The organism is Undibacterium sp. Di24W (assembly GCF_049340325.1).
In the GTDB taxonomy this organism is placed as follows: Bacteria; Pseudomonadota; Gammaproteobacteria; order Burkholderiales; family Burkholderiaceae_D; genus Undibacterium.
Genome location: NZ_JBMPOP010000004.1, coordinates 350,899 through 370,827, shown reverse-complemented (window position 1 = coordinate 370,827; position 19,929 = coordinate 350,899). Strand labels below are relative to the sequence as shown.

The window sequence follows — 19,929 nt, the reverse complement described above, 5'->3', positions numbered from 1 at the left end:
TAACCCGTTACATTGAAAGACGGTAGGCTGTAATGGGATCCCGTATTAGTATTAAAAAGATCGATATTTTGAGTGAATAGGTTGAATTATGGGCACCAATATCCTAGGGATTGGCCAAAGTGCGTTGGCGGCGGCGCAGATGGGAATTGCGACTGCAGGTCATAATATTGCCAATGTCAATACACCCGGTTACAGCCGTCAACAGTTACTTCAAAGTGCCGCTGCTGCACAAAATGTGGGTGGCAGTTTTATTGGACAAGGCACCGTAGTGGGTGAAGTTCGTCGTGTGTATAACCAGTTTATTGCACAACAAGTCAATACAACGCAATCCTCTCAAAACTATTCGGCCGCATACTTAAATCAAATACAACAGATCAGCAACTTAGTGGCGGATCAATCTGCGGGTGTTTCTCCAGCGCTGCAAGAATTTTTTAGCTCGATACAAAATTTAGCTATCAGCCCTAATGGCACTGCGGGCGCGGCAGCACGCCAAGCTGTTCTTTCTACTGGTTCGTCCTTAGCATCCCGTATTCAAAGCTTAGGTGGTCGTCTTGATCAAGTTTCTGAGGACGTTAATAATAGAATAGGTCAAACCGTTACTAGTATTAATGCTTTTTCAAAGCAGATTGCAGACTTAAATGATTTTATTGAAACAGCTCAAGCAATTTCAGGTGGTGCTGCACCGAATGATTTGCTTGATCAACGCGATAACGCTATAACAGAACTGAGTAAGTTAGTTAACGTTACAGTGGTGGATCAGGGTGGAAAATACAATATTTTCATGGGTACTGGTCAACCATTGGTATTAGGCGCTAAAGTTAGTGTTTTGCAACCTACTAGTTCTCTTACTGATCCGAGCCGCATTCAAGTGTCTTACGAAAGCAACGGGACTTTGGTTCAATTGAATGAACAAAGCCTTACAGGAGGTGAGCTTGGAGGTTTGTTTGCCTTCCGATCGAATTCTTTAGATACTGCTAGAAATTCCCTCGGTAGAATTGCGGTTTCTATAGCTACCGAATTTAATGACCAACATAAGTTAGGTCAAGATTTAAATGGGCAGGCGGGCACCGATTTTTTCTCTATCAAGGGACCAGTATCAACTCCAAGTGCTATTAATACAAGCGCGGCGAATATGTCAGTATCGTTTTCCGATGTTGGCGCATTAACGACGAGTGATTATCGGGTTCAATACTTGGCCGGCGTTGTCCCTGCGCCGAATTATTTTAAAATTACCAGAGTTTCTGATGGAAGTGTAAGCACCTCAACAACTTTGCCTGCAGTGGTGGATGGTCTCAGTTTTAATTTGGCAGCGGTGGGATCACCCGCTGCGGTTGTGACACCTGGTCTGAATGATGAGTTTATGGTGCGACCAACCGCGTTGGCGGCGTCGTCTATTAGCATGGCGCTCACAGATACGAGTAAAATCGCGGCGGCAGTACCAGTGACGACCAGCTTGCCAAGTACGAATTTGGGTACAGGTAAGTTCAGTTCAGGCGTAGTTAACTCCTTGGTTTCAGGAACTAGTAACTCTCCAAATGGTGTAATTGGGTCGATCGTAGTAGGTGACTCCTATAAGAGTTCTACCTTGACGCCGGCGCTTAACTTAACTTTTGCAACAGGCCCCAATAGTTTGGCCGGTTTCCCTCTTGGAGCTTTAGTCTCTGTTACAAATGCGGGCGTAACCTCCAACTATCAGGTAGCTGCTGTGGCGGCGCCTGCTGCAACGCCTCCTCAAGTTGTAAATGTTCCTTACACCAGTGGCGCTACCGTTACTTATGGTGGCGTCAGTTTTGTTATTAAAGACAATCCAGCTGCACCTGCTGCTGGCAATACCTTTACTTTGGGTAGCTCTTTACCCATTACGCCCACAAAACTAACGTATAACTCCGGAGGTAATAATTTCACCGGATTCCCTGCGAACGCTAACGTAACCGTTAAAAATGGCAATACAACGACATCCTATGTAGCAGGTTCCGCGATACCTTACATCGAAGGTTCGACCATCAGTTTTAATGGTTTGAGCTTTAATGTGTCAGGTGCTTACGCCAACGGTGATGTGGTTAATATCACGACTAATCCTTCAGGTTCTGGCGATAATCGTAATGCAGGTTTATTGGCTGGATTGCAGACGAAAAATACAATGGCATCTGGGACAACGAGTTTTCAAGGTGCGTATGGCCAATTCGTGAGTAGTGTAGGTAATAAAGCGCACGAATTGGAAGTGACAAATAAGTCGGAAACAAAATTACTTTCGCAAGCTTTGCAAGCGCAGCAGTCCGAGTCTGGTGTGAATCTCGATGAAGAAGCTGCGAATTTGCTACGTTATCAGCAAGCCTATCAGGCTGCTGGTAAATTAATGCAAATTGCCAGCCAGTTATTTGACGCGATACTTGCGATAGGAAGATAAGAGGGATAATTATGCGTATCAGTACCAATACTATTTATGAGTCTGGTGGCTCACGTATAAGTGACTTGCAAGTTGGATTAAATCGAACCCAACAACAGATTGCTTCCGGTCGTAGAATATTGAATCCATCAGATGATCCAATTGGATCAGCGCGAGCCTTAGTCATCACGCAGACTGATGCGGTCAATGATCAACTGGCAGTCAATAGAAAAAATGCGGCAAATACTTTGAGCATCGCGGAGGACACGCTAAGCAACGTTACCAATGTTTTGCACAACGTGAAGACTCTCGTGGTCAGTGCGGGGAATGGTGTTTTATCCGACCAGGAACGCGGTTATATTGCCAATGAGTTGCAAGGTAATCTTGATCAGTTGTTTGGTTTTGCTAATGCTACCGATGGTACTGATGGCTATCTTTTTTCTGGCTTCTCCTCGACTACAGCGCCCTATACAAAAACGCAGGGTGGCGCACAGTATAATGGTGATCAGGGCGGAAGATTCTTGCAAGTAGATACCTCTAGACAAATTCCGATCAGCGATATTGGTTCTGCCATTTTTGGAAATATTCGAACCTCTAATGGTCAGTTTAATGTTCGCCCTAACCCGTCCAATGTTGGACAAACAGTCGCAACTGCTTCGATCAATGTGCCAACTACAGCCAATTTAACTGGCAATAATTATGAAGTGGCGTTTGATAATACTGGAGCAAATTTCACAGTTACCAATAAAACCACCGGTGTTGTGGTTGTTCCTAGTACTGCTTACACTAGTCCACAAACAGTGACGGTTGATGGTATGGATATCACTTTGACCAATACTCCGGGCGCGCCTGGTCCAGGTGATAAATTCTCGATTCAGCCCGGTAATCAAAATATTTTTGAAACTATTACAGATTTAATTAACACTTTAAAATCGCCGACTGGCAACGTACAACGACGATTAGAATTGACTGCGGATCTAAGTCAAGCGAATTCCAATATCGATAAATCTTTGTCGAATGTTTTATTGGCACGCACGGGTCTTGGTACATCGTTGAAAGAATTAGAAAATTTAAATAGTGCAGGCGACAGCATGGGCGTCATTTATAAGCAAGAATTATCAGCATTGCAAGACCTTGATTATGCAAAAGCGATTACCGAATTAAATCAAAATCAAGTGGTGTTACAGGCGGCACAGCAGTCTTTTGTTAAAACGTCGTCACTTTCTTTGTTCAACTATCTCAACTAAGGTTTGTTGCGATTTAGAAAATATAAAAAAAGCCCCACTAAATAAGAATCTAGTGGGGCTTTTTCAATTGCTAAACAAATTAATTGGCGCGAGTCATTTTCTCTGCAATATAGTTTTTTTGCTCTACAGGCGGCGAGACGAGTTTTACAATAGCGAATGAAACATTATCACCTTGAGAGTTTGCTCGTTCCCGTGCTTTGCGTATCATGAGTTCAGAGGCTTGACGGGGCGTGCTGGCACCCACTGCTACTGATAGTTCGATGTCTGCGAAATAATGCCATAAACCGTCTGAGCACAACAGAAATGAATCGCCCGCTGTCAGATCGTCTTTCTCACCAAATGTCACGTATGGGATGGCATTTTTTGAACCTAATACATTGACTAATACATTGGACATCTTATGGTTTTTTGCTTCTTCCGGCGTGATTGAACCTTCATCAACCAAGCGTTCGACATAAGAGTGGTCTTTGGTTCGCTCAGCAAAATTGGGACCGGAAAAACGATAGAGGCGGGAATCACCAGCATAGGCCCACACGGCCTTTTCAGGGGATATGACCAAGGCGACAAAGGTACTGTGCGGTTCTTTTTCTGATGAAACCGCCGACAATTTAATCACGGTGTGTGCTTCATGGACGATGGCTTCCAGCATCGCTTTAATGTCATTGCCAGGAAAGAATTCGTCAAACAACATTTTTGCTGAGCGTACTACTTGCTCCGCAGCAATAGCGCCACCACTCTTGCCCCCCATGCCGTCAGCAACCACCGCCATCATGTGGCCTGGCGCGTTTGGTGCTGCAAATAGAGCCACCCGGTCTTGTTGTTCTTTACGATCACCGATATGTTGAGCGGTGCCAGCTTCGATCTTATATTGGCTCATACGTCTTGGTAGATTACACTAGTCGAAATTTCCGAATTTTTTAAATTAACTTTTTGCATTTTACTCGCTCTTACAGCTTATGGACCATACAAATCAAATTCGAATGCGTATTTGTGAATTAGAAGTAGAACATCGCGATCTCGACTCCGTCATTGAAACAATTACGAGGGACCCTGATCACGACGAATTGCAGTTGCGCCGCTTGAAAAAACGCAAATTACAACTGAAGGATTACATATCACTATTGAAAATGCAACTCTCTCCTGACATTCCGGCTTGATAAACCCAGTTGAGTTGCCAATTTAGTTGATAGCCAAACGTCATTGTCCCTGCTTTCGGCTGTTTTTTTTGCTCCATCTTCAATTGCAAATATGGAGTTTGTTTTTTTGTTGTGTTTGATTGTGCCTTATTTTGACAGAACCTAATTTAAATTCGAGTGACAATGGAGTTCACGACCGGGAAGTCCAACAGATATTCGGCGAGTCTGGTGTGTTAAGTGCTTCGATCCAAGGCTATCGCCCGCGCGAGGCTCAAATAGAAATGGCGAAAGCAATTGCCTTTGCGATTGAAAATCAAAAGACTCTGCTGGCTGAAGCTGGTACTGGCACCGGTAAAACTTTTGCTTATCTTATTCCCGCTTTATTGTGGGGTGGTAAGGTCATTGTCTCCACTGGTACAAAAAATCTACAGGACCAGCTGTATTTACGTGATATTCCGACCATAAAAAAAGTATTGAAGGCGCCAGTCTCAGTTGCGCTTTTAAAAGGTCGTGCGAATTACCTTTGCCATTTTCATTTGGAACGTACTTTGCAAAATGGTCGCCTGACTTCGCGTGAAGATGTTGGATATTTACGTGATATTTCTCGTTTTATAAAGACCACGAGCAGTGGCGATAAAGCGGAGCTGGCGAGGGTGCCTGAGACCGCCGCGGTATGGAATCTGGTGACATCAACGAAAGATACTTGCATGGGGTCCGAGTGCCAGTATTATCAGGATTGCTTTGTCATGAAAGCGCGTAAGGAAGCGCAGCAGGCTGATGTGGTAGTGGTTAATCACCATTTATTTTTCGCGGATTTGGCATTGAAAGATACGGGAATCGCGGAGTTACTTCCTTCTGCAAATACCGTAATTTTTGATGAGGCGCATCAATTGCCGGAAACAGCCACTTTATTTTTTGGTGAATCAATTTCAACGTCGCAGATTTTAGAACTGTGCCGTGATAGCTTGGCAGAAGGTTTGTCGCATGCGCGTGATGGTGCAGAATGGGCAAAAATTGTGACGCCGGTAGAACGTGCCGCACGTGATTTACGGCTTTGTTTTGCACAGGATTCGATCAGGATGTCGCTGCAACAAATCGCGCCGTCAAGTCCTTTCTTTCCCGCACTCGAAACTTTGAAAGATAGCCTCGGTGATTTGATTGGCGTTTTGGAAAAACAAGCGGAACGTGCGGAAACGATAGAACAATGCCGGGTTCGAGCAGTCGATTTACAAACTAGATTAGACGATTGGCGCGAGCTCGATCCGAACGCAAAAGAGAGCAAAGGAAAACCTGAATGCGTATTGTGGGTCGAGGCTTATTCAACTTCCTTGCAATTAAATAAAACGCCGCTATCCATTGCGCCGATTTTCAATAAACAACGTGAAGGCGTACCACGTACTTGGATATTTGCTTCGGCTACCATGGCGGTGAAAAATGATTTCAGTCACTATGTATCGCAGATGGGTTTGTGGGACGAGCCTGCCCGGACTTGGCCCAGCCCATTTAATTACCAAGAGCAAGGTATTTTGTATGTACCTGATGGCATGCCGCAGCCCAACTCCAGAGAATACACCGACGCGGTAGTGGATGCTGCTTTGCCAGTAATTGAAGCGGCTGGAGGGCGCACCTTTGTTTTGTGTACGACAAATAAGGCGGTCAAACATTGTGCTGAAAGGTTGAAAGACGAATTTACTAAACGTGATTTGAACTTCCCTTTGTTCGTACAGGGCGATGCGGGGCGTACCGAGTTACTGGATCGATTTCGGGCGTCTGGTAATGGCGTATTGATTGGTAGTCAGAGCTTTTGGGAAGGTGTCGACGTACGTGGTGAAGCCTTATCTTTGGTGGTCATTGATAAACTACCGTTCGCGCCGCCAGATGATCCGGTGTTAGCAGCGCGTATAGAAGCGATGGAAAAGAAAGGATTGAATGGTTTTGTTCATCATCAATTGCCAGAGGCGATCATTAATTTGAAACAAGGTGCAGGCCGTTTGATTCGTGATGAAACGGACCGTGGCGTGTTAATGATTTGTGATCCCCGCCTTATTTCTAAACCATATGGCAAACGCATTTGGCAAAGCTTGCCTGCGTTCGCACGTAGCCGAGAACTTCCCGTGATCTTAAGTTTTTTTGCCGAGTTGGAGAAAGCCCGTACTGCAAAACTAAGCCAAGTGTGATGAGCCACATTCATCAGCTTGTAGAGAATTTACAAAGTTAAAAAACTGAAAGATCAGTTGAAAGGAAGCAGGAATGATTTCAAATCCCGTGCAAGAAACTGTGGATCAGGTAATACGCTCTCGTCGTTCGTTGCGAGCTTTTTTACCAACGCCTATTGCAGCTGAAGATATCCAGTCAATACTGGAGGTAGCAGCACGAGCACCATCTGGTACGAATACCCAACCTTGGAAAGTATTTGTGTTACGGGGGCAGAGTTTGCAGCGACTTTCTGAGGCAATTCTTGCTGCACACAATGACCTCGAAGTGGCTAAGACGCACACGGAAGAGTACAAGTATTATCCAGTCGAATGGCGTAGCCCTTATATAGACAGGCGACGTAAAGTCGGTTGGGATTTGTATGCCTTACTTGGTTTGACTCGAGAGAATAAGCTAGGCATGCATATTCAGCATGGACGTAACTATCAATTTTTTGACGCACCGGTGGGTCTGATCTTTACGATAGACCGTATTATGGAACAGGGATCTTGGTTGGATTACGGTATGTTTTTACAAAACATCATGTTGGCAGCACGCGCTAGAGGTTTGGATACTTGTCCACAGGCCGCGTTTACACAATATCACCAAATTATTGAAAAACACTTACAGTTGCCTGAAGATCAGATGGTGGTTTGTGGCATGTCTTTAGGATTTGCTGATATGACTAAGGTAGAAAATACTTTAATTACTGAACGTGCCGCTTTGACTGAATTTGTGCAGTTTCTTGATTGAGCCTAGGTTTTATCATAGTGCGCATGTCGTTTTCATATTGAAAAATGCAGAAAGATATATTTTGTTTATCTCATTTGTTTCAAACTTGTAGATTTGATGTGAAGAAGCCGCGCTAAGTCTTTAATTCTCTTGCGAATTATCAAGAATTTGCTACACTTCGTTCCATTAGGAAATTTTTTGTCTCAAGGAGTATTACATGGTTGCACTAAGTTTGAAGTCTATGGTGAAATCTATGTTCGGTTTATCTATTTTTCCCTTCAATAAGTCTGCGCTAACTGTCCTAGCTATTTCTTCTGCACTGCTTGTTTCTCAAGCTCAAGCAGCCTCGAATTCACACCATCATCGCGTTAAAAAAGCACACGCGACTAAGAGCGGTTCACATAAGTCCAAAATTGCTCACAACAAAGTATCTAAAAAATCCAAGCAAAAAGTATTGACGGCAAAGGCCTCAAAACAACGCCACGTGTTGCAATTGGCTGAAGATACACGCCCGAGTGCGGGTGATATGGCAGGCTTGAAACACATTGATGCTTTGGCATTAGCCTCGAACGTCGCGTTCGTTGTCGATCAAGATAGTTCCAAGGTTTTGTTTGAAAAAAACGCAGAAGTTTCTCTCCCAATCGCCTCCATTACTAAATTGATGACAAGTTTGGTAGTTGTGGAAGCGAAACAGGATTTGACTGAAATGATCGATATCACGGCAGATGATCTCGATAAAGAAAAGGGCACGGGTTCACGCTTAGCGATAGGTGCTAAGTTATCTCGTGCAGATTTATTGCATATTGCACTGATGAGTTCGGAAAATCGTGCAGCCTCTGCTTTGGGGCGTAGTTACCCTGGTGGTTTGCCAGCCTTCGTTGCTGCGATGAATGCCAAGGCAAAGCAATTGGGTATGAATGATACCTCCTATGTCGACTCCAGTGGCTTGTCGAGTAAAAATGTTGCAAGCGCACGTGATTTGGTCAAGTTGATCAACGCTGCTTATCAATATCCTTTGATTCGTGAATACTCGACCGACTCGAAATATGCGGTAAATCCTAAAGGCAAGCAATTGCTCGAATATGGTACAACCAACAAATTAGTGGCGAGCTCAGATTGGAATATAGGTCTGCAAAAAACGGGATATATTGCAGAGGCAGGGCGGTGCTTAGTTATGCAAGCAATTATCGAAGGTCGTGCCGTGGTAATGGTATTCCTTGATTCTAAGGGGAAATACTCTCGATTGGCGGACGCTGGACGTATCAAAAAATGGATTACGGCGATGCATCCTCAAGGCTAATAAGATTTCGTTTGAAATAAAAAAAGGCTTTGCATTGCAAAGCCTTTTTTCTTTTGGTTGACGCAAATCGTTACATAAATAAAACTTCCCATAATGCTTCGCTGGCGAGAATAACTTGTACAACTTTTTCAGTTTGGACGCGCGCTTTTTCTTCTCCCTGTAGTCGAATATTGTGCTGGTATTTACGTAGCACTCGATACGTATTAGCGGTTTCTTGTGCTAGCGTCGAATCGATTAAGCTGAGTTCTCCACAACGTTTTAATAGGGCAATATTGCCGATATTTCCGGTTAATTCGGGATAGTCGTGCGCATGTCTGAGCACTAAATATTGCACCATGAATTCTATGTCTATCATGCCGCCATGGTCATGTTTAAGGTCAAATAAATCAGTGCGATTGACATTCGCTTCACGCATTTTTTTACGCATGCTGATTACTTCGGATTTTAAGGCTTCATGATCGCGTGGCAAACGTAAAACTGTTTCTCGTATTTGTTCAAATTTGGCGCCAATTTCTAGGTCTCCAGCACAAAAACGTGCGCGAGTAAGCGCTTGATGCTCCCATAGCCAGGCGGATTTTTCTTGGTATCGCTCGAATGAGTTGACGGAAGAAACCATCAGTCCACTCGCACCATCTGGGCGTAAAGCGATATCAATGTCGAACAATACCCCGGAAGAAGTATGTGACGTCATCCAAGTGATGAAGCGCTGGGCCAATTTTGCATAGAGTGCCGGTGCCTCTTGATCTTCATCGTCGTATAAGAAAATGACATCGAGATCCGACGCATAGCTTAGTTCTTTACCGCCTAATTTTCCATACGCGATGACGGCAAATCGTGGCGTTGCACGATGGCGATTCGGGATGCTTTGCCACACGGCTTGGATCACTGCATCCACAACAATGTCAGCCAATTTTGATAAGGCATCGGCCAAGTGCTCTACACTTAATCGGCCTTCTAGATCTTGTGCCAATAAACGAAATAATAGTGCATGGTGCATTTCGCGCAAGGTGTCTAATTGCATTTCAATATCACCATCTTGCTGCTGCAGTTTTTGGCCTAGCTCCGCACTAAATGCATCCCAGTCCGGGGCTTGGTGCAATACGGATTCATCGAGTAATTCATCAAGCAAGATAGGATGACGACTAAGAAATTTGGCGGCCCAATCACTTGCATTCATCATGCGGATAAGACGTTCTAATGCATGGGGAAACTCGCTGAGTAAGGATAAGTAGGCACTACGACGCGCAATTTGCTCCAAGAAGTCGAGCAAGCGCGGCACAGTTTCTGTTTGTCCTTCAGTTTGTTTGGATAGAATAGTCAGTGCTTGGTTGATCAGCCCTGTCATTTTTTGTTGGCTAGCATCTGATAAAGATTGCATTTTTGTAGATTGCCAAGTGCTTGCTAGTCGTTGTGCGACAGCTTTGGCTTCTTGGAAACCTAAACTTTGTAGATGCAACTCTATCGTTTCGACGGCATCTGGGTCGGAGAGATTAGGTGCATCTAATTGCTCCGTTTGTTTGTCTGATTTGTCTTTGAATATCGCGTCAAATTGTTCTGCCACAAACTGCATATGAGGGATTAATATGGTATTTAATGCGGCTACATTTGGGTAGCCCATCATTTGTGCAACGATATGTTGATCTTCAAGCTTAGCAGGGAAGATATGGGTTTGCGTATCGTCGAGATACTGCAATCGATGCTCTACGTCACGTAGGAAAGTGTAAGCTTGCATCAGCTGCACAACGACTTGTTGATCTAGTATACCTTTTTCCGCAAGTGTTATTAAAGTCTGTCTGGTAGAGCGGTCACGCAAAATCGCTTCGCGTCCACCACGTATCAATTGGAACACTTGTGCCAAGAATTCCACTTCGCGTATGCCACCGCGCCCTAATTTGACGTTGATACCGCGGTCTGGGTGCCTGGTTTCCTGACGAATGACTTCTGCGCGGATTTGATGGTGCATATTGCGTAGTGAATCGATTACGCCGTAGTCGAGGTAACGTCGATATACAAATGGAAAAATAATCTTATCCAATGTTGCAATGTGATTGGCTGTGCCAGTAATAGCGCGCGCTTTGACCCAGGCGTAGCGTTCCCATTCACGTCCTTGAACCAAGAAATAGTCTTCGACCATGCTAAAACTCGCAACTAAGGGGCCAGAATTGCCGTTGGGGCGCAATGCCATGTCAACTCGGAATGAGAAACCGTCTTCCGTTATTTCTGAGATCGCAGCGATCAATTTTTTGCCGAGGCGACTGAAAAATTCATGATTCGATAATTCCCGTTGTCCCGGTCCAGGAAGTGTCTCACCATTTTCGTAATAACAAAAAATGAGATCGATATCAGAAGACACGTTTAGCTCGTGCCCACCTAGTTTTCCCATGCCTAAAACAATTAATTCCTGCACTTCACCACTTTCTTCACCCATTGGTTGACCATGCAACGCCACCATTTCAGTCATAAGGTGTTGCAAATGCGTCTTTACTACAAAATCTGCGAGCTCACTGATAGCGGTGACGATGTCGTTCAGTTTTGCTAACCCAGTCAAGTCGCGCACGATTAAACTGGAAAGTACGAGGTTGCGGGTGCGACGCATTGCGGCAGCTAAATTAGCGCCTTGCGTCATTTCGTTTTGTAAAATTTCGCCAAAAACGGTCGGGCTCAGGGATAATTGCGTTATATTCTCTAGCTCTTGCATTCTTGTGCTTTTGGCATTCAGCCAACGACTCAAAAAGCGTGAACGTAATGCTGGGTGTTGTGGTTCAGATAATGCAAAAGAAGAATTCATAGTGTTGCGATCAATTGGTGGCAAATGGCAAGAGCAGGCGTGATGTTGAGAAGGTCATCACATAAACCTAAATGCATTGTAAAGGCAGACTGTAGAATCACAAATACATGTGTTGATTTAAGTTAATACTGGTGTAACTAGGCAAAATAGTGGTCAATTGTGCTGTGAATTGATACTCTATGTCACATTTATACAGATACCCACAGGCGGGCAATTTTGATTTTTTTATGAAGAAGTAAACGGGGGAGTATGCGGCTGTTTATAGTTTTACTGTTGTCATGGTTCTTAATGTTACTAGGCACCCTGTTTCTTGACATTTTGTTTCATTTTAAGATTTTTTGTCCGGCTCCAACGTGAAATTGGAATCGTCACAATCATCCCTATCGACAGAGAAGCAACCGCAAGATAGTGTGCGCGGCTGGCGTAAAGTCGTCCGCAGTGTTCGTGGTACATGCTTTGCTGCCGCCTGCCACAGTGGTCGAGGTTTGAAAAAGACTTTCGCCATTGCGATGAAATGCTTGCTAGTGCTGTATTTCCTATTCGCCATCTTGTTTTTGTTGTTGCGTTACGTCGTTCTGCCAGGTCTTGAAAATTACAAAACCGACATAGAGCAATTTGCCAGCCGTAAAATGGGTCGACAAGTTCAGATCGACAAAATTCAGGCTGGATGGCAAAACTTCAACCCACAGTTGACGCTAAATAATGTCGTCATTCACGATCAATTGTCGAAACCTGCGTTGAGCTTGCCTGAAGTTCGCACCAGTATTTCTTGGTGGTCCTTGTTGGTATTAGATATCAGATTCGACAAAATAGCAGTACTTAAACCTAGTTTGAAAGTGCTGAGAGACCGCGAAGGCACAATTCAGGTTGCCGGTTTTCCCATCAAACTCAAGCAACAAGTTAACCAAGATGAGGCGGGCATCGATTGGGTTTTGGCGCAGCATCAAATAAGTATACAAGATGGACAAATCAGTTGGGATGATCAATTGCAGGAAAATCCTGTCTTAGAATTGAATGAAGTCAATTTTGTACTAGAAAATCAATGGCATAAACACCGCTTTGCACTGCGCGCTAAACCACCTGCTGTGTTAGCCGCACCGGTGGATATTCGCGGTAGCTTTACGCAATCCGTTTTTGCCCATAAAAAATCAGAACTAGTATCTTGGTCGGGTGAACTATATTCCGATCTCAGGAAAGCGGATTTGCCGCTCATACATCAATATTTTCCTTTGCCAGTTAAGCTTGATAAGGGCGTAGGGACTTTACGTTCTTGGCTGAAAATGGATCGAGGTCGTATCGTGGACTTTACTGCTGATGTACGTTTGCAAGATGTACTTGGGAAGTTTCGCCGCGATTTGCCGATTCTGGACATGGCACAAGTGAGTGGTCGTATCATCGCTTCTGAACGTATTGCTGATAATAACCGATACATGTCGTGGATGCTTGGACAGGCAGGGCATAGCTTGGCTCTGGTCGACTTTTCTATGCAAACCCGCGATGGTTTGCTCTTGCCCGCAACCACACTAAAGGAAACGTTTACCCCAGGTGAAAAAGGACAAGGTGAAAAAGTTGAACTCTATGCACAATCGCTTGATCTCCATTCGTTAGCTAATTTTGCTGAACATTTGCCTATTCCTTTGGATCAGCGACGCTTGTTGATAGATGTCGCACCAAAAGGTGTATTGAAGGAGTTCAGTGCACGTTGGCAAGGCAGTTTCCCCGAAATTTCTAGCTATAGCATTAAAGGCCATTTCAGTAATTTAGAAATGCAACCACAAAAGGCGCAACTTGCACGTCCTAAGGTAGGCAAGACACCAGCGAAGGCGGCCGTACCAGCGATACCAGGGTTTGATAATTTATCCGGCTCAATCGATGCGAACGATAAAGGCGGCAGTTTTACTTTGGATTCTCATGATCTCGTGCTGCAACTGCCTAGTTATTTTGTTGATCCTTTGATGCCATTTAAACGCTTGCAAATGCAGGCTCAGTGGCAGTTCGCTGCCGATGATAAATTATTGTTTCAAATTCATGGTATGGAGTTCGAACAAGATGGCGCGATCGCTTCTTTGAGCGGTAAACATGTGTTGTCTATGCGTCAGCAAGATTTGGGGGAAGTCGATATCAGTGGCCGTTTGAATGGTTTTGATCTGAAAACGATCAATCGCTATATTCCAGCACATACGCCAGATGATTTACGTTTTTGGTTGAGTAATGCTTTGCTAGATGGGACTGCCAACGATGTCGTTTTTCGACTTAAAGGACCCCTGACGCAGTTTCCATTTCATCAAAAAGAAGGTCGAGCGCTAGAACAGGGAGAGTTTTTGGTCAAGGGCAATATCCAAGCAGGTAAATTGAATTTTTTGCCGGGAGCATTTGCTAAAGACGGGGCAGCGCCTTATTGGCCGATGATAGAGAACATCAAAGGAAGTTTTGTTTTTGATCGTGCCCGTATGGAAATTCGTGCGGACAGCGGCATGACTAATGGCGTCACTGTCTCAAAGGTAAAAGCTATTATTCCAGATTTGGTGGAACACAATTCTGTATTGCAGATTGATGGGATTGCTAGTGGAGGATTGCAAAATATGCTTGGCTATGTCAAAGCCAGCCCGGTTGATGATTGGCTGGGAAATTTTTTACATGACACGGTCGCGACTGGGAATGCACAACTTGGTTTAAAGTTGCAGTTGCCTTTGCACACGATTATTGATTCGAAAGTGCAGGGTGTTCTGCAATTAGGTGGAAACGATACAAACTTGCAACCAGATTTGCCATTGATCACGGGTTTAAACGGCCGAATCGAGTTCAATGAGCGCGGCTTAAATCTGGGTAATTTAAAAGCTTCGATGTTGGGTGGCGCTGTGCAAGCAAGTGGTGGTACTCAGAAAGATGGCGTGATACGTATTAAGCTGGATGGCGTTGCCAACGCAGATGGAATACGTAAACATTTTGCCGATGTCGATTTGGGTGGACTATTGACTGGGTTGAATGGCGAGAGTCGCTATTTCACACAAATAAATGTTAAACAACGTCAGACGGAAGTGATTGTTGAATCTGGATTGCAGGGATTAGGGTGGAATTTGCCTGCTCCATTGAACAAAGCTGCCAATGACAATTTAGCCTTGAGATTTGAACTCCTGCCAGATGGGACAGGTCTTGCTGGGGAATTGCGCGAGCAAATTAAACTGAGCGTGGGGAGTCGTCTCAACGCCCATTATCAACGTAAAAAGTTAAATGAAAAAAATGCGAAATGGCAAGTGACACGAGGCAGCATTGCGGTGAACGCGCCGGCAATCTTGCCAGATAATGGGCTCAGCGTGCACGTCGAGACAAAATCTTTGAATGTTGATGATTGGCGCCGGCTGTTGGAGAAAAATACAAAACTCCCCGAAACGAATAGTGTTAGCGCTGCAAGTAATCTACAGAATACACAGGTGCAGCAGGTCGATCGGAAAAAGAATCCTGATATCGCACAGTACCTCGAACCGAATAGTTTTTCCGTGTCGACGGATGAGTTATTTTTATTCGGCAAAAAGTTAGACAATATTGTGTTAGGTGCTTCGCATCAGTTTGGCTTGTGGCAGGCAAACTTAGATTCTAAGCAGGCATCAGGTTATCTAACTTGGAATGGCTTGGGCAATCAACAGTCTAATGGGCAATTAACCGCACGTTTGAACCGCTTGATGATTCCTAAATCCGCTGCATCAGATGTCGGTGACTTATTGGAAGCAAAAAACACGACAAAACAAATTCCTAATCTTGATATCCAAGTCGATAATTTTGAATTGTTTGATAAAAAGTTAGGGCGCTTAGATTTGTTCGCTAGCAATAGTTTGGCTGCGCTGGGACGAGAATGGCATATCGATAAACTAAATCTAAAGAATGACGATGCAGAGCTCAATGCTAGCGGCAAATGGGTGGCAAGAGCTAATGATAGCCAGACGAATTTGCGCTATGTTTTAGATATCGCAAACTCCGGCAAGCTTTTGGATAGGTTGGATTTTCTGGGAGTGATGCGTGGTGGTAAAGGACGACTAGAGGGCGATTTGGAGTGGAGAGGTTTACCCTTTGATATTGATATTCCTAGTCTTAGTGGACAATTACAACTGAAGTTGGCAGCCGGACAGTTTTTAAAGGTTGATCCGGGTGGTGCGAAGTTATTAGGTGTATTGAGTATGCAGTCATTGCCACGACGATTTACTCTGGACTTTGGAGATGTGTTTTCGGAGGGTTTTGCTTTTGATAGCATTGTTGGAACCGCCAAAATTCAACATGGAATTGCAAGCACTGATAATTTGAAAATGAGTAGTGTCAGCGCAGCTGTTCTAATGGAAGGTTATGCAAATATTGCAAAGGAGTCGCAAGATTTACATGTGGTGGTGATTCCTGATTTTAATGTGGGTGCCGCCTCTGTGGTTTATGGTTTAGTAGTCAATCCGGTGATTGGCTTAGGTACGTTTCTCGCACAGTTGTTTTTCAGAGACCCCTTAAAACGTGCGTTGACTTATGAACTTCAAATCACTGGCCCTTGGAAAAACCCTGTTGTCACCAAGATAGAAAATAAAGAGCGCCAGCAAATTTTGGAGAAGCAAAAAGCAGAGCAGTCGAAAGCGGAACAAGATAAAAATAAGGCAGAAGTAAAATAGGGACTATGATGAAAATCGCTGCGATACAAATGGTGTCGGTATCTCATCCAGACATTAATATCCAAACGGCAAAACGTTTACTGGAACGGGCAAAACTAGCCGGTGCCGAACTCGCTGTTTTGCCTGAGTATTGGTCGATCATGGGCTTGCGTGATACCGATAAGCTTGCTTTTGCAGAGGAAGCTGGGCTTGGGGTCCTGCAGGATTTTCTATCTCAGATGGCGCGAGAGCTGCAGATGACTATAGTGGGTGGTACTATTCCCTTAAAGTCCGACGATAGTCATAAAATCTATAATGCTTGTCTGGTGTTTGACCGCAGCGGATCGCAAATTGCCCGCTACGATAAAATTCATTTGTTTGGTTTTACCAATGGTGAGGAAAGCTATCAGGAATCAAACACCATACAAGAAGGTAATGACATCGTTAGTTTCGATAGCATGATAGGCAAAGTCGGGTTGGGTATTTGTTATGACCTGCGTTTCCCTGAATTATTCCGCAATATGGGCGCATGTAATTTGTTGATTTTGCCAGCTGCGTTTACTTATACAACAGGCCAGGCGCATTGGGAAATTTTGTTGCGTGCCCGCGCGATTGAAAACCAATGCTATGTACTGGCTTCAGCGCAAGGCGGCACACATGATAGTGGTCGTCGTACTTGGGGTCATAGTATGCTCATCGATCCTTGGGGCAAAGTGTTGAATTGTCTAGAAGAGGGGGAGGGAGTCGTCGTCACTGATCTGGATTTGGAAACGATACAAAAAATCCGCGGTAACTTACCCGCTTTGAAACATCGGCGCTTTACTTGTTAGCAAGGTGTTCCCATTGCAAACATCTGCACGAAATGCTCTACAATAAGCGAGTTAATAGCCAATATGGCCGCCAATAAAGACTGAAAAACATGACACCATTTGATTCAAATTTAAAACATCTCGCAATCGCTCGCGATATTCTTCTTACTCCTTTTGGCCTCGATGAAGCTAAGTTATCGTCTGCACTGAAAACCATGTTTACGCATAAAATTGATTATGCTGATTTGTATTTTCAGTTCACTAAGAATGAAGGTTGGAGCCTGGAAGAAGGCATCGTTAAGACGGGTAGTTTCTCTATAGATCAAGGCGTTGGCGTGCGTGCTGTGTCGGGCGATAAAACGGCATTCTCGTATTCCGACGAGATATCAGAACATGCTTTGTTAGAGGCAGCAGCTGCAACACGCACTATCGCACGTGCTGGTTCTGGCAAAATTCAAGTTGCTTCCTCTATGCAAGGTATTCAAGGTCATAATTTGTTTTTGCAAGATGATCCTTTGGCCTCTTTCGACGCAACACAAAAAGTTGCTTTGTTAGAGCGCATAGAAAAAATTGCGCGCGCTAAAGATCCACGTATCGTACAAGTGATGGCGAGTCTGGCAGGTGAATACGATGTGATTCTAGTAGCTCGCAGTGACGGCGTCATCGCCGCTGATGTCCGTCCATTGGTTCGTATGTCGTTGACTGTAATCGCAGAACAAAATGGACGTCGTGAGACGGGTTCTAGTGGTGGCGGTGGTCGTTACAACTTCTCGTATTTTACTGACGCAATTCTTGAGCAATATGCTGATGACGCAGTGAAGTCGGCTCTAGTGAATCTGGATGCACGTCCAGCGCCTGCTGGTCCAATGACGGTGGTGCTCGGCTCTGGCTGGCCAGGGGTTTTATTGCATGAAGCGATTGGTCATGGTTTGGAAGGTGATTTTAATCGTAAAGGTTCTAGTACTTTTGCTGGTCGTATCGGCGATAGAGTAGCTGCCAAAGGCGTCACCGTGGTTGATGATGGCACCTTAGAGAATCGTCGAGGTTCCTTGAATATTGATGACGAAGGTAATCCTACGCAATGTACAACCTTGATTGAAGACGGAATTCTCAAAGGCTATATCCAAGACACGATGAATGCGCGCCTGATGAAGATGCCCGTCACAGGTAATGCACGTCGGGAGTCGTTCGCACATTTACCTATGCCACGTATGACGAATACGTACATGCTAGGTGGTGACAAAGACCCAGGAGAAATTTTAGCTTCAGTAAAAAATGGTTTGTATGCGGTGAATTTCGGTGGAGGTCAGGTTGATATCACCAATGGTAAATTTGTCTTTTCTGCCAGCGAAGCCTATATGATCGAAGATGGTAAAGTGACTTATCCAGTAAAAGGTGCAACTTTAATCGGTAATGGTCCAGATGTATTGAATCGTGTGTCGATGATAGGCAATGACATGCGTTTGGATTCTGGTGTCGGCGTCTGTGGCAAGGAAGGACAAAGCGTGCCTGTGGGTGTGGGACAGCCCACTTTGCGTATTGATGGCTTGGTCGTTGGCGGAACGGCTTGATAGTTAGTTGAAGAAGTACCAGCACTAAAGCAACGGCAAAAGTTCGTATTGTCTATACATCTTTTTGCCGTTGATTGATTGTCAAAAATCCTTTATTTTTGCGACAAGTATTGAATTTGACTTTGTGTCTTGAATAGATAGGATATTGTGATTACAGTGTCTTTTTTCTATGAGAGGATCAGCATGTCTAAACTTTCCTTCAATCAAGGCTCCCCACAATTTATTCCCTTGAGTACCTTTCGCGCCTATCCAGAAAGTGAGATGGAGGCGCGGGCGGCAGATTTTTACCAAGAGCTCGCACGACGTAAAACCATACGAGAGTTCTCTTCAGAGCCCGTGTCACGTAAAGTGATAGAGCAATGTTTGTTGGCAGCAGGTACCGCTCCGTCTGGCGCAAATCATCAGCCTTGGCATTTTGCCGTAGTTAGCGATCCCGAGTTAAAACATCGCATCCGCGTTGAAGCGGAAATCGAAGAACGTGAATTCTATGAACGCCGCGCGCCGCAAGAATGGAAAGATGCGTTAGCGCCGCTGGGCACAGATTCAGACAAGCCTTTTTTAGAAGTGGCACCGTATCTGATAGCAATCTTCGGTCAAAAAAGTACCTTAATGGATGATGGCACTGCAGTTAAAAATTATTATGTGCCCGAGTCAGTTTCAATTGCCACCGGATTCTTGATCGCAGCCTTGCACCATGCGGGTTTAGCGACATTGACGCATACGCCAAGTCCAATGGGGTTTTTGAATGAGTTATTAGATCGCCCAGATAATGAAAAACCTTACATTTTGCTGGTCGTCGGTCATCCTGCGGATCACTGTATGGTGCCGAATATACGCAAGAAAGCTTTGCATGAGATCGCAACTTTTCTGTAAACGTATAGGCGTTTGAATATAAGCTTATTTCGTAACTCATGGTTAGCTTCAGGCCTTTTGCAGATTTACGCGCATAATCAGATAAATTGCTTGCCAATAGCGTGCTGATGTTGTTATAGTCGTTCCATTAGATCACGAGGTTTTCATGAATTTTGCACGATTTTACTTTCACTTTTACTTTAGCTATTCCAACCTTAAGGCGGTGGAGAAGCGGTAAGTTCACGTAGAAGCAAAATCAACGTACATAGAACCCAACCGATCCAAAAAAACCG

At 44.5% G+C, this 19,929-nt stretch carries 12 protein-coding genes; 10 read left to right on the top strand and 2 right to left on the bottom strand.

Annotated features, from left to right (window positions below; all coding sequences use genetic code 11):
* Positions 1 to 88 precede the first annotated feature (88 nt).
* The gene (flgK, locus tag ACO0KZ_RS10765; RefSeq protein ID WP_422995158.1) at positions 89 to 2,407 is read left to right on the top strand and encodes a flagellar hook-associated protein FlgK; all 2,319 of its coding nucleotides are present in this window, start codon (positions 89 to 91) and stop codon (positions 2,405 to 2,407) included.
* An 11-nt stretch (positions 2,408 to 2,418) separates the two neighbouring features.
* Positions 2,419 to 3,633, top strand: coding sequence for a flagellar hook-associated protein FlgL (gene flgL / locus ACO0KZ_RS10760; RefSeq protein WP_422995157.1), 1,215 nt, complete (start codon positions 2,419 to 2,421; stop codon positions 3,631 to 3,633).
* Between the two features lie 79 nt (positions 3,634 to 3,712).
* Here the strand turns inward: flgL and ACO0KZ_RS10755 are convergent, their stop codons facing one another.
* Positions 3,713 to 4,510: a PP2C family protein-serine/threonine phosphatase gene (locus ACO0KZ_RS10755; protein WP_422995156.1), complete on the bottom strand. Its 798-nt coding sequence runs from the start codon at positions 4,508 to 4,510 to the stop codon at positions 3,713 to 3,715.
* Between the two features lie 79 nt (positions 4,511 to 4,589).
* Here ACO0KZ_RS10755 and ACO0KZ_RS10750 point away from each other — a divergent pair, with 79 nt between their 5' ends.
* From ACO0KZ_RS10750 to pbpG, 4 genes are all read left to right on the top strand, one after another.
* Positions 4,590 to 4,790: a YdcH family protein gene (locus ACO0KZ_RS10750; protein WP_422995155.1), complete on the top strand. Its 201-nt coding sequence runs from the start codon at positions 4,590 to 4,592 to the stop codon at positions 4,788 to 4,790.
* Positions 4,791 to 4,921: 131 nt separating this feature from the next.
* A complete protein-coding gene (locus ACO0KZ_RS10745) occupies positions 4,922 to 6,946 on the top strand; it encodes an ATP-dependent DNA helicase (RefSeq protein WP_422995154.1) in 2,025 nt (674 codons plus the stop codon).
* Between the two features lie 73 nt (positions 6,947 to 7,019).
* Positions 7,020 to 7,715, top strand: a complete 696-nt coding sequence (locus tag ACO0KZ_RS10740) for a nitroreductase (protein ID WP_422995153.1) — start codon at positions 7,020 to 7,022, stop codon at positions 7,713 to 7,715.
* Between the two features lie 196 nt (positions 7,716 to 7,911).
* Complete coding sequence (gene pbpG, locus ACO0KZ_RS10735; RefSeq protein ID WP_422995152.1) at positions 7,912 to 8,994, top strand: D-alanyl-D-alanine endopeptidase; 1,083 nt, start codon at positions 7,912 to 7,914, stop codon at positions 8,992 to 8,994.
* Positions 8,995 to 9,064: 70 nt separating this feature from the next.
* Here pbpG and glnE read toward each other — a convergent pair whose 3' ends face one another.
* On the bottom strand, positions 9,065 to 11,782 hold the full coding sequence (glnE, locus tag ACO0KZ_RS10730) for a bifunctional [glutamate--ammonia ligase]-adenylyl-L-tyrosine phosphorylase/[glutamate--ammonia-ligase] adenylyltransferase (RefSeq protein ID WP_422995151.1): 2,718 nt from the start codon (positions 11,780 to 11,782) through the stop codon (positions 9,065 to 9,067).
* A 338-nt stretch (positions 11,783 to 12,120) separates the two neighbouring features.
* On the opposite strand from glnE, the gene ACO0KZ_RS10725 reads away from it, so the two are divergent.
* From ACO0KZ_RS10725 to ACO0KZ_RS10710, 4 genes are all read left to right on the top strand, one after another.
* A complete protein-coding gene (locus ACO0KZ_RS10725) occupies positions 12,121 to 16,425 on the top strand; it encodes a YhdP family protein (protein ID WP_422995150.1) in 4,305 nt (1,434 codons plus the stop codon).
* Positions 16,426 to 16,430: 5 nt separating this feature from the next.
* Positions 16,431 to 17,234, top strand: coding sequence for a carbon-nitrogen hydrolase family protein (locus tag ACO0KZ_RS10720; protein ID WP_422995149.1), 804 nt, complete (start codon positions 16,431 to 16,433; stop codon positions 17,232 to 17,234).
* An 89-nt stretch (positions 17,235 to 17,323) separates the two neighbouring features.
* Positions 17,324 to 18,784, top strand: a complete 1,461-nt coding sequence (gene tldD, locus ACO0KZ_RS10715) for a metalloprotease TldD (RefSeq protein WP_422995148.1) — start codon at positions 17,324 to 17,326, stop codon at positions 18,782 to 18,784.
* 183 nt (positions 18,785 to 18,967) lie between these two features.
* The gene (locus tag ACO0KZ_RS10710; RefSeq protein WP_422995147.1) at positions 18,968 to 19,657 is read left to right on the top strand and encodes a nitroreductase family protein; all 690 of its coding nucleotides are present in this window, start codon (positions 18,968 to 18,970) and stop codon (positions 19,655 to 19,657) included.
* The last annotated feature ends 272 nt before the right edge of the window (positions 19,658 to 19,929 follow it).

Bases quoted from the DNA above. Each gene is read 5' to 3' on its own strand.
- flgK (WP_422995158.1), top strand. From the start codon at position 89: ATGGGCACCAATATCCTAGGGATTGGCCAAAGTGCGTTGGCGGCGGCG.
- flgL (WP_422995157.1), top strand. From the start codon at position 2,419: ATGCGTATCAGTACCAATACTATTTATGAGTCTGGTGGCTCACGTATA.
- ACO0KZ_RS10755 (WP_422995156.1), bottom strand. From the start codon at position 4,510: ATGAGCCAATATAAGATCGAAGCTGGCACCGCTCAACATATCGGTGAT.
- ACO0KZ_RS10750 (WP_422995155.1), top strand. From the start codon at position 4,590: ATGGACCATACAAATCAAATTCGAATGCGTATTTGTGAATTAGAAGTA.
- ACO0KZ_RS10740 (WP_422995153.1), top strand. From the start codon at position 7,020: ATGATTTCAAATCCCGTGCAAGAAACTGTGGATCAGGTAATACGCTCT.
- pbpG (WP_422995152.1), top strand. From the start codon at position 7,912: ATGGTTGCACTAAGTTTGAAGTCTATGGTGAAATCTATGTTCGGTTTA.
- glnE (WP_422995151.1), bottom strand. From the start codon at position 11,782: ATGAATTCTTCTTTTGCATTATCTGAACCACAACACCCAGCATTACGT.
- ACO0KZ_RS10720 (WP_422995149.1), top strand. From the start codon at position 16,431: ATGATGAAAATCGCTGCGATACAAATGGTGTCGGTATCTCATCCAGAC.
- tldD (WP_422995148.1), top strand. From the start codon at position 17,324: ATGACACCATTTGATTCAAATTTAAAACATCTCGCAATCGCTCGCGAT.
- ACO0KZ_RS10710 (WP_422995147.1), top strand. From the start codon at position 18,968: ATGTCTAAACTTTCCTTCAATCAAGGCTCCCCACAATTTATTCCCTTG.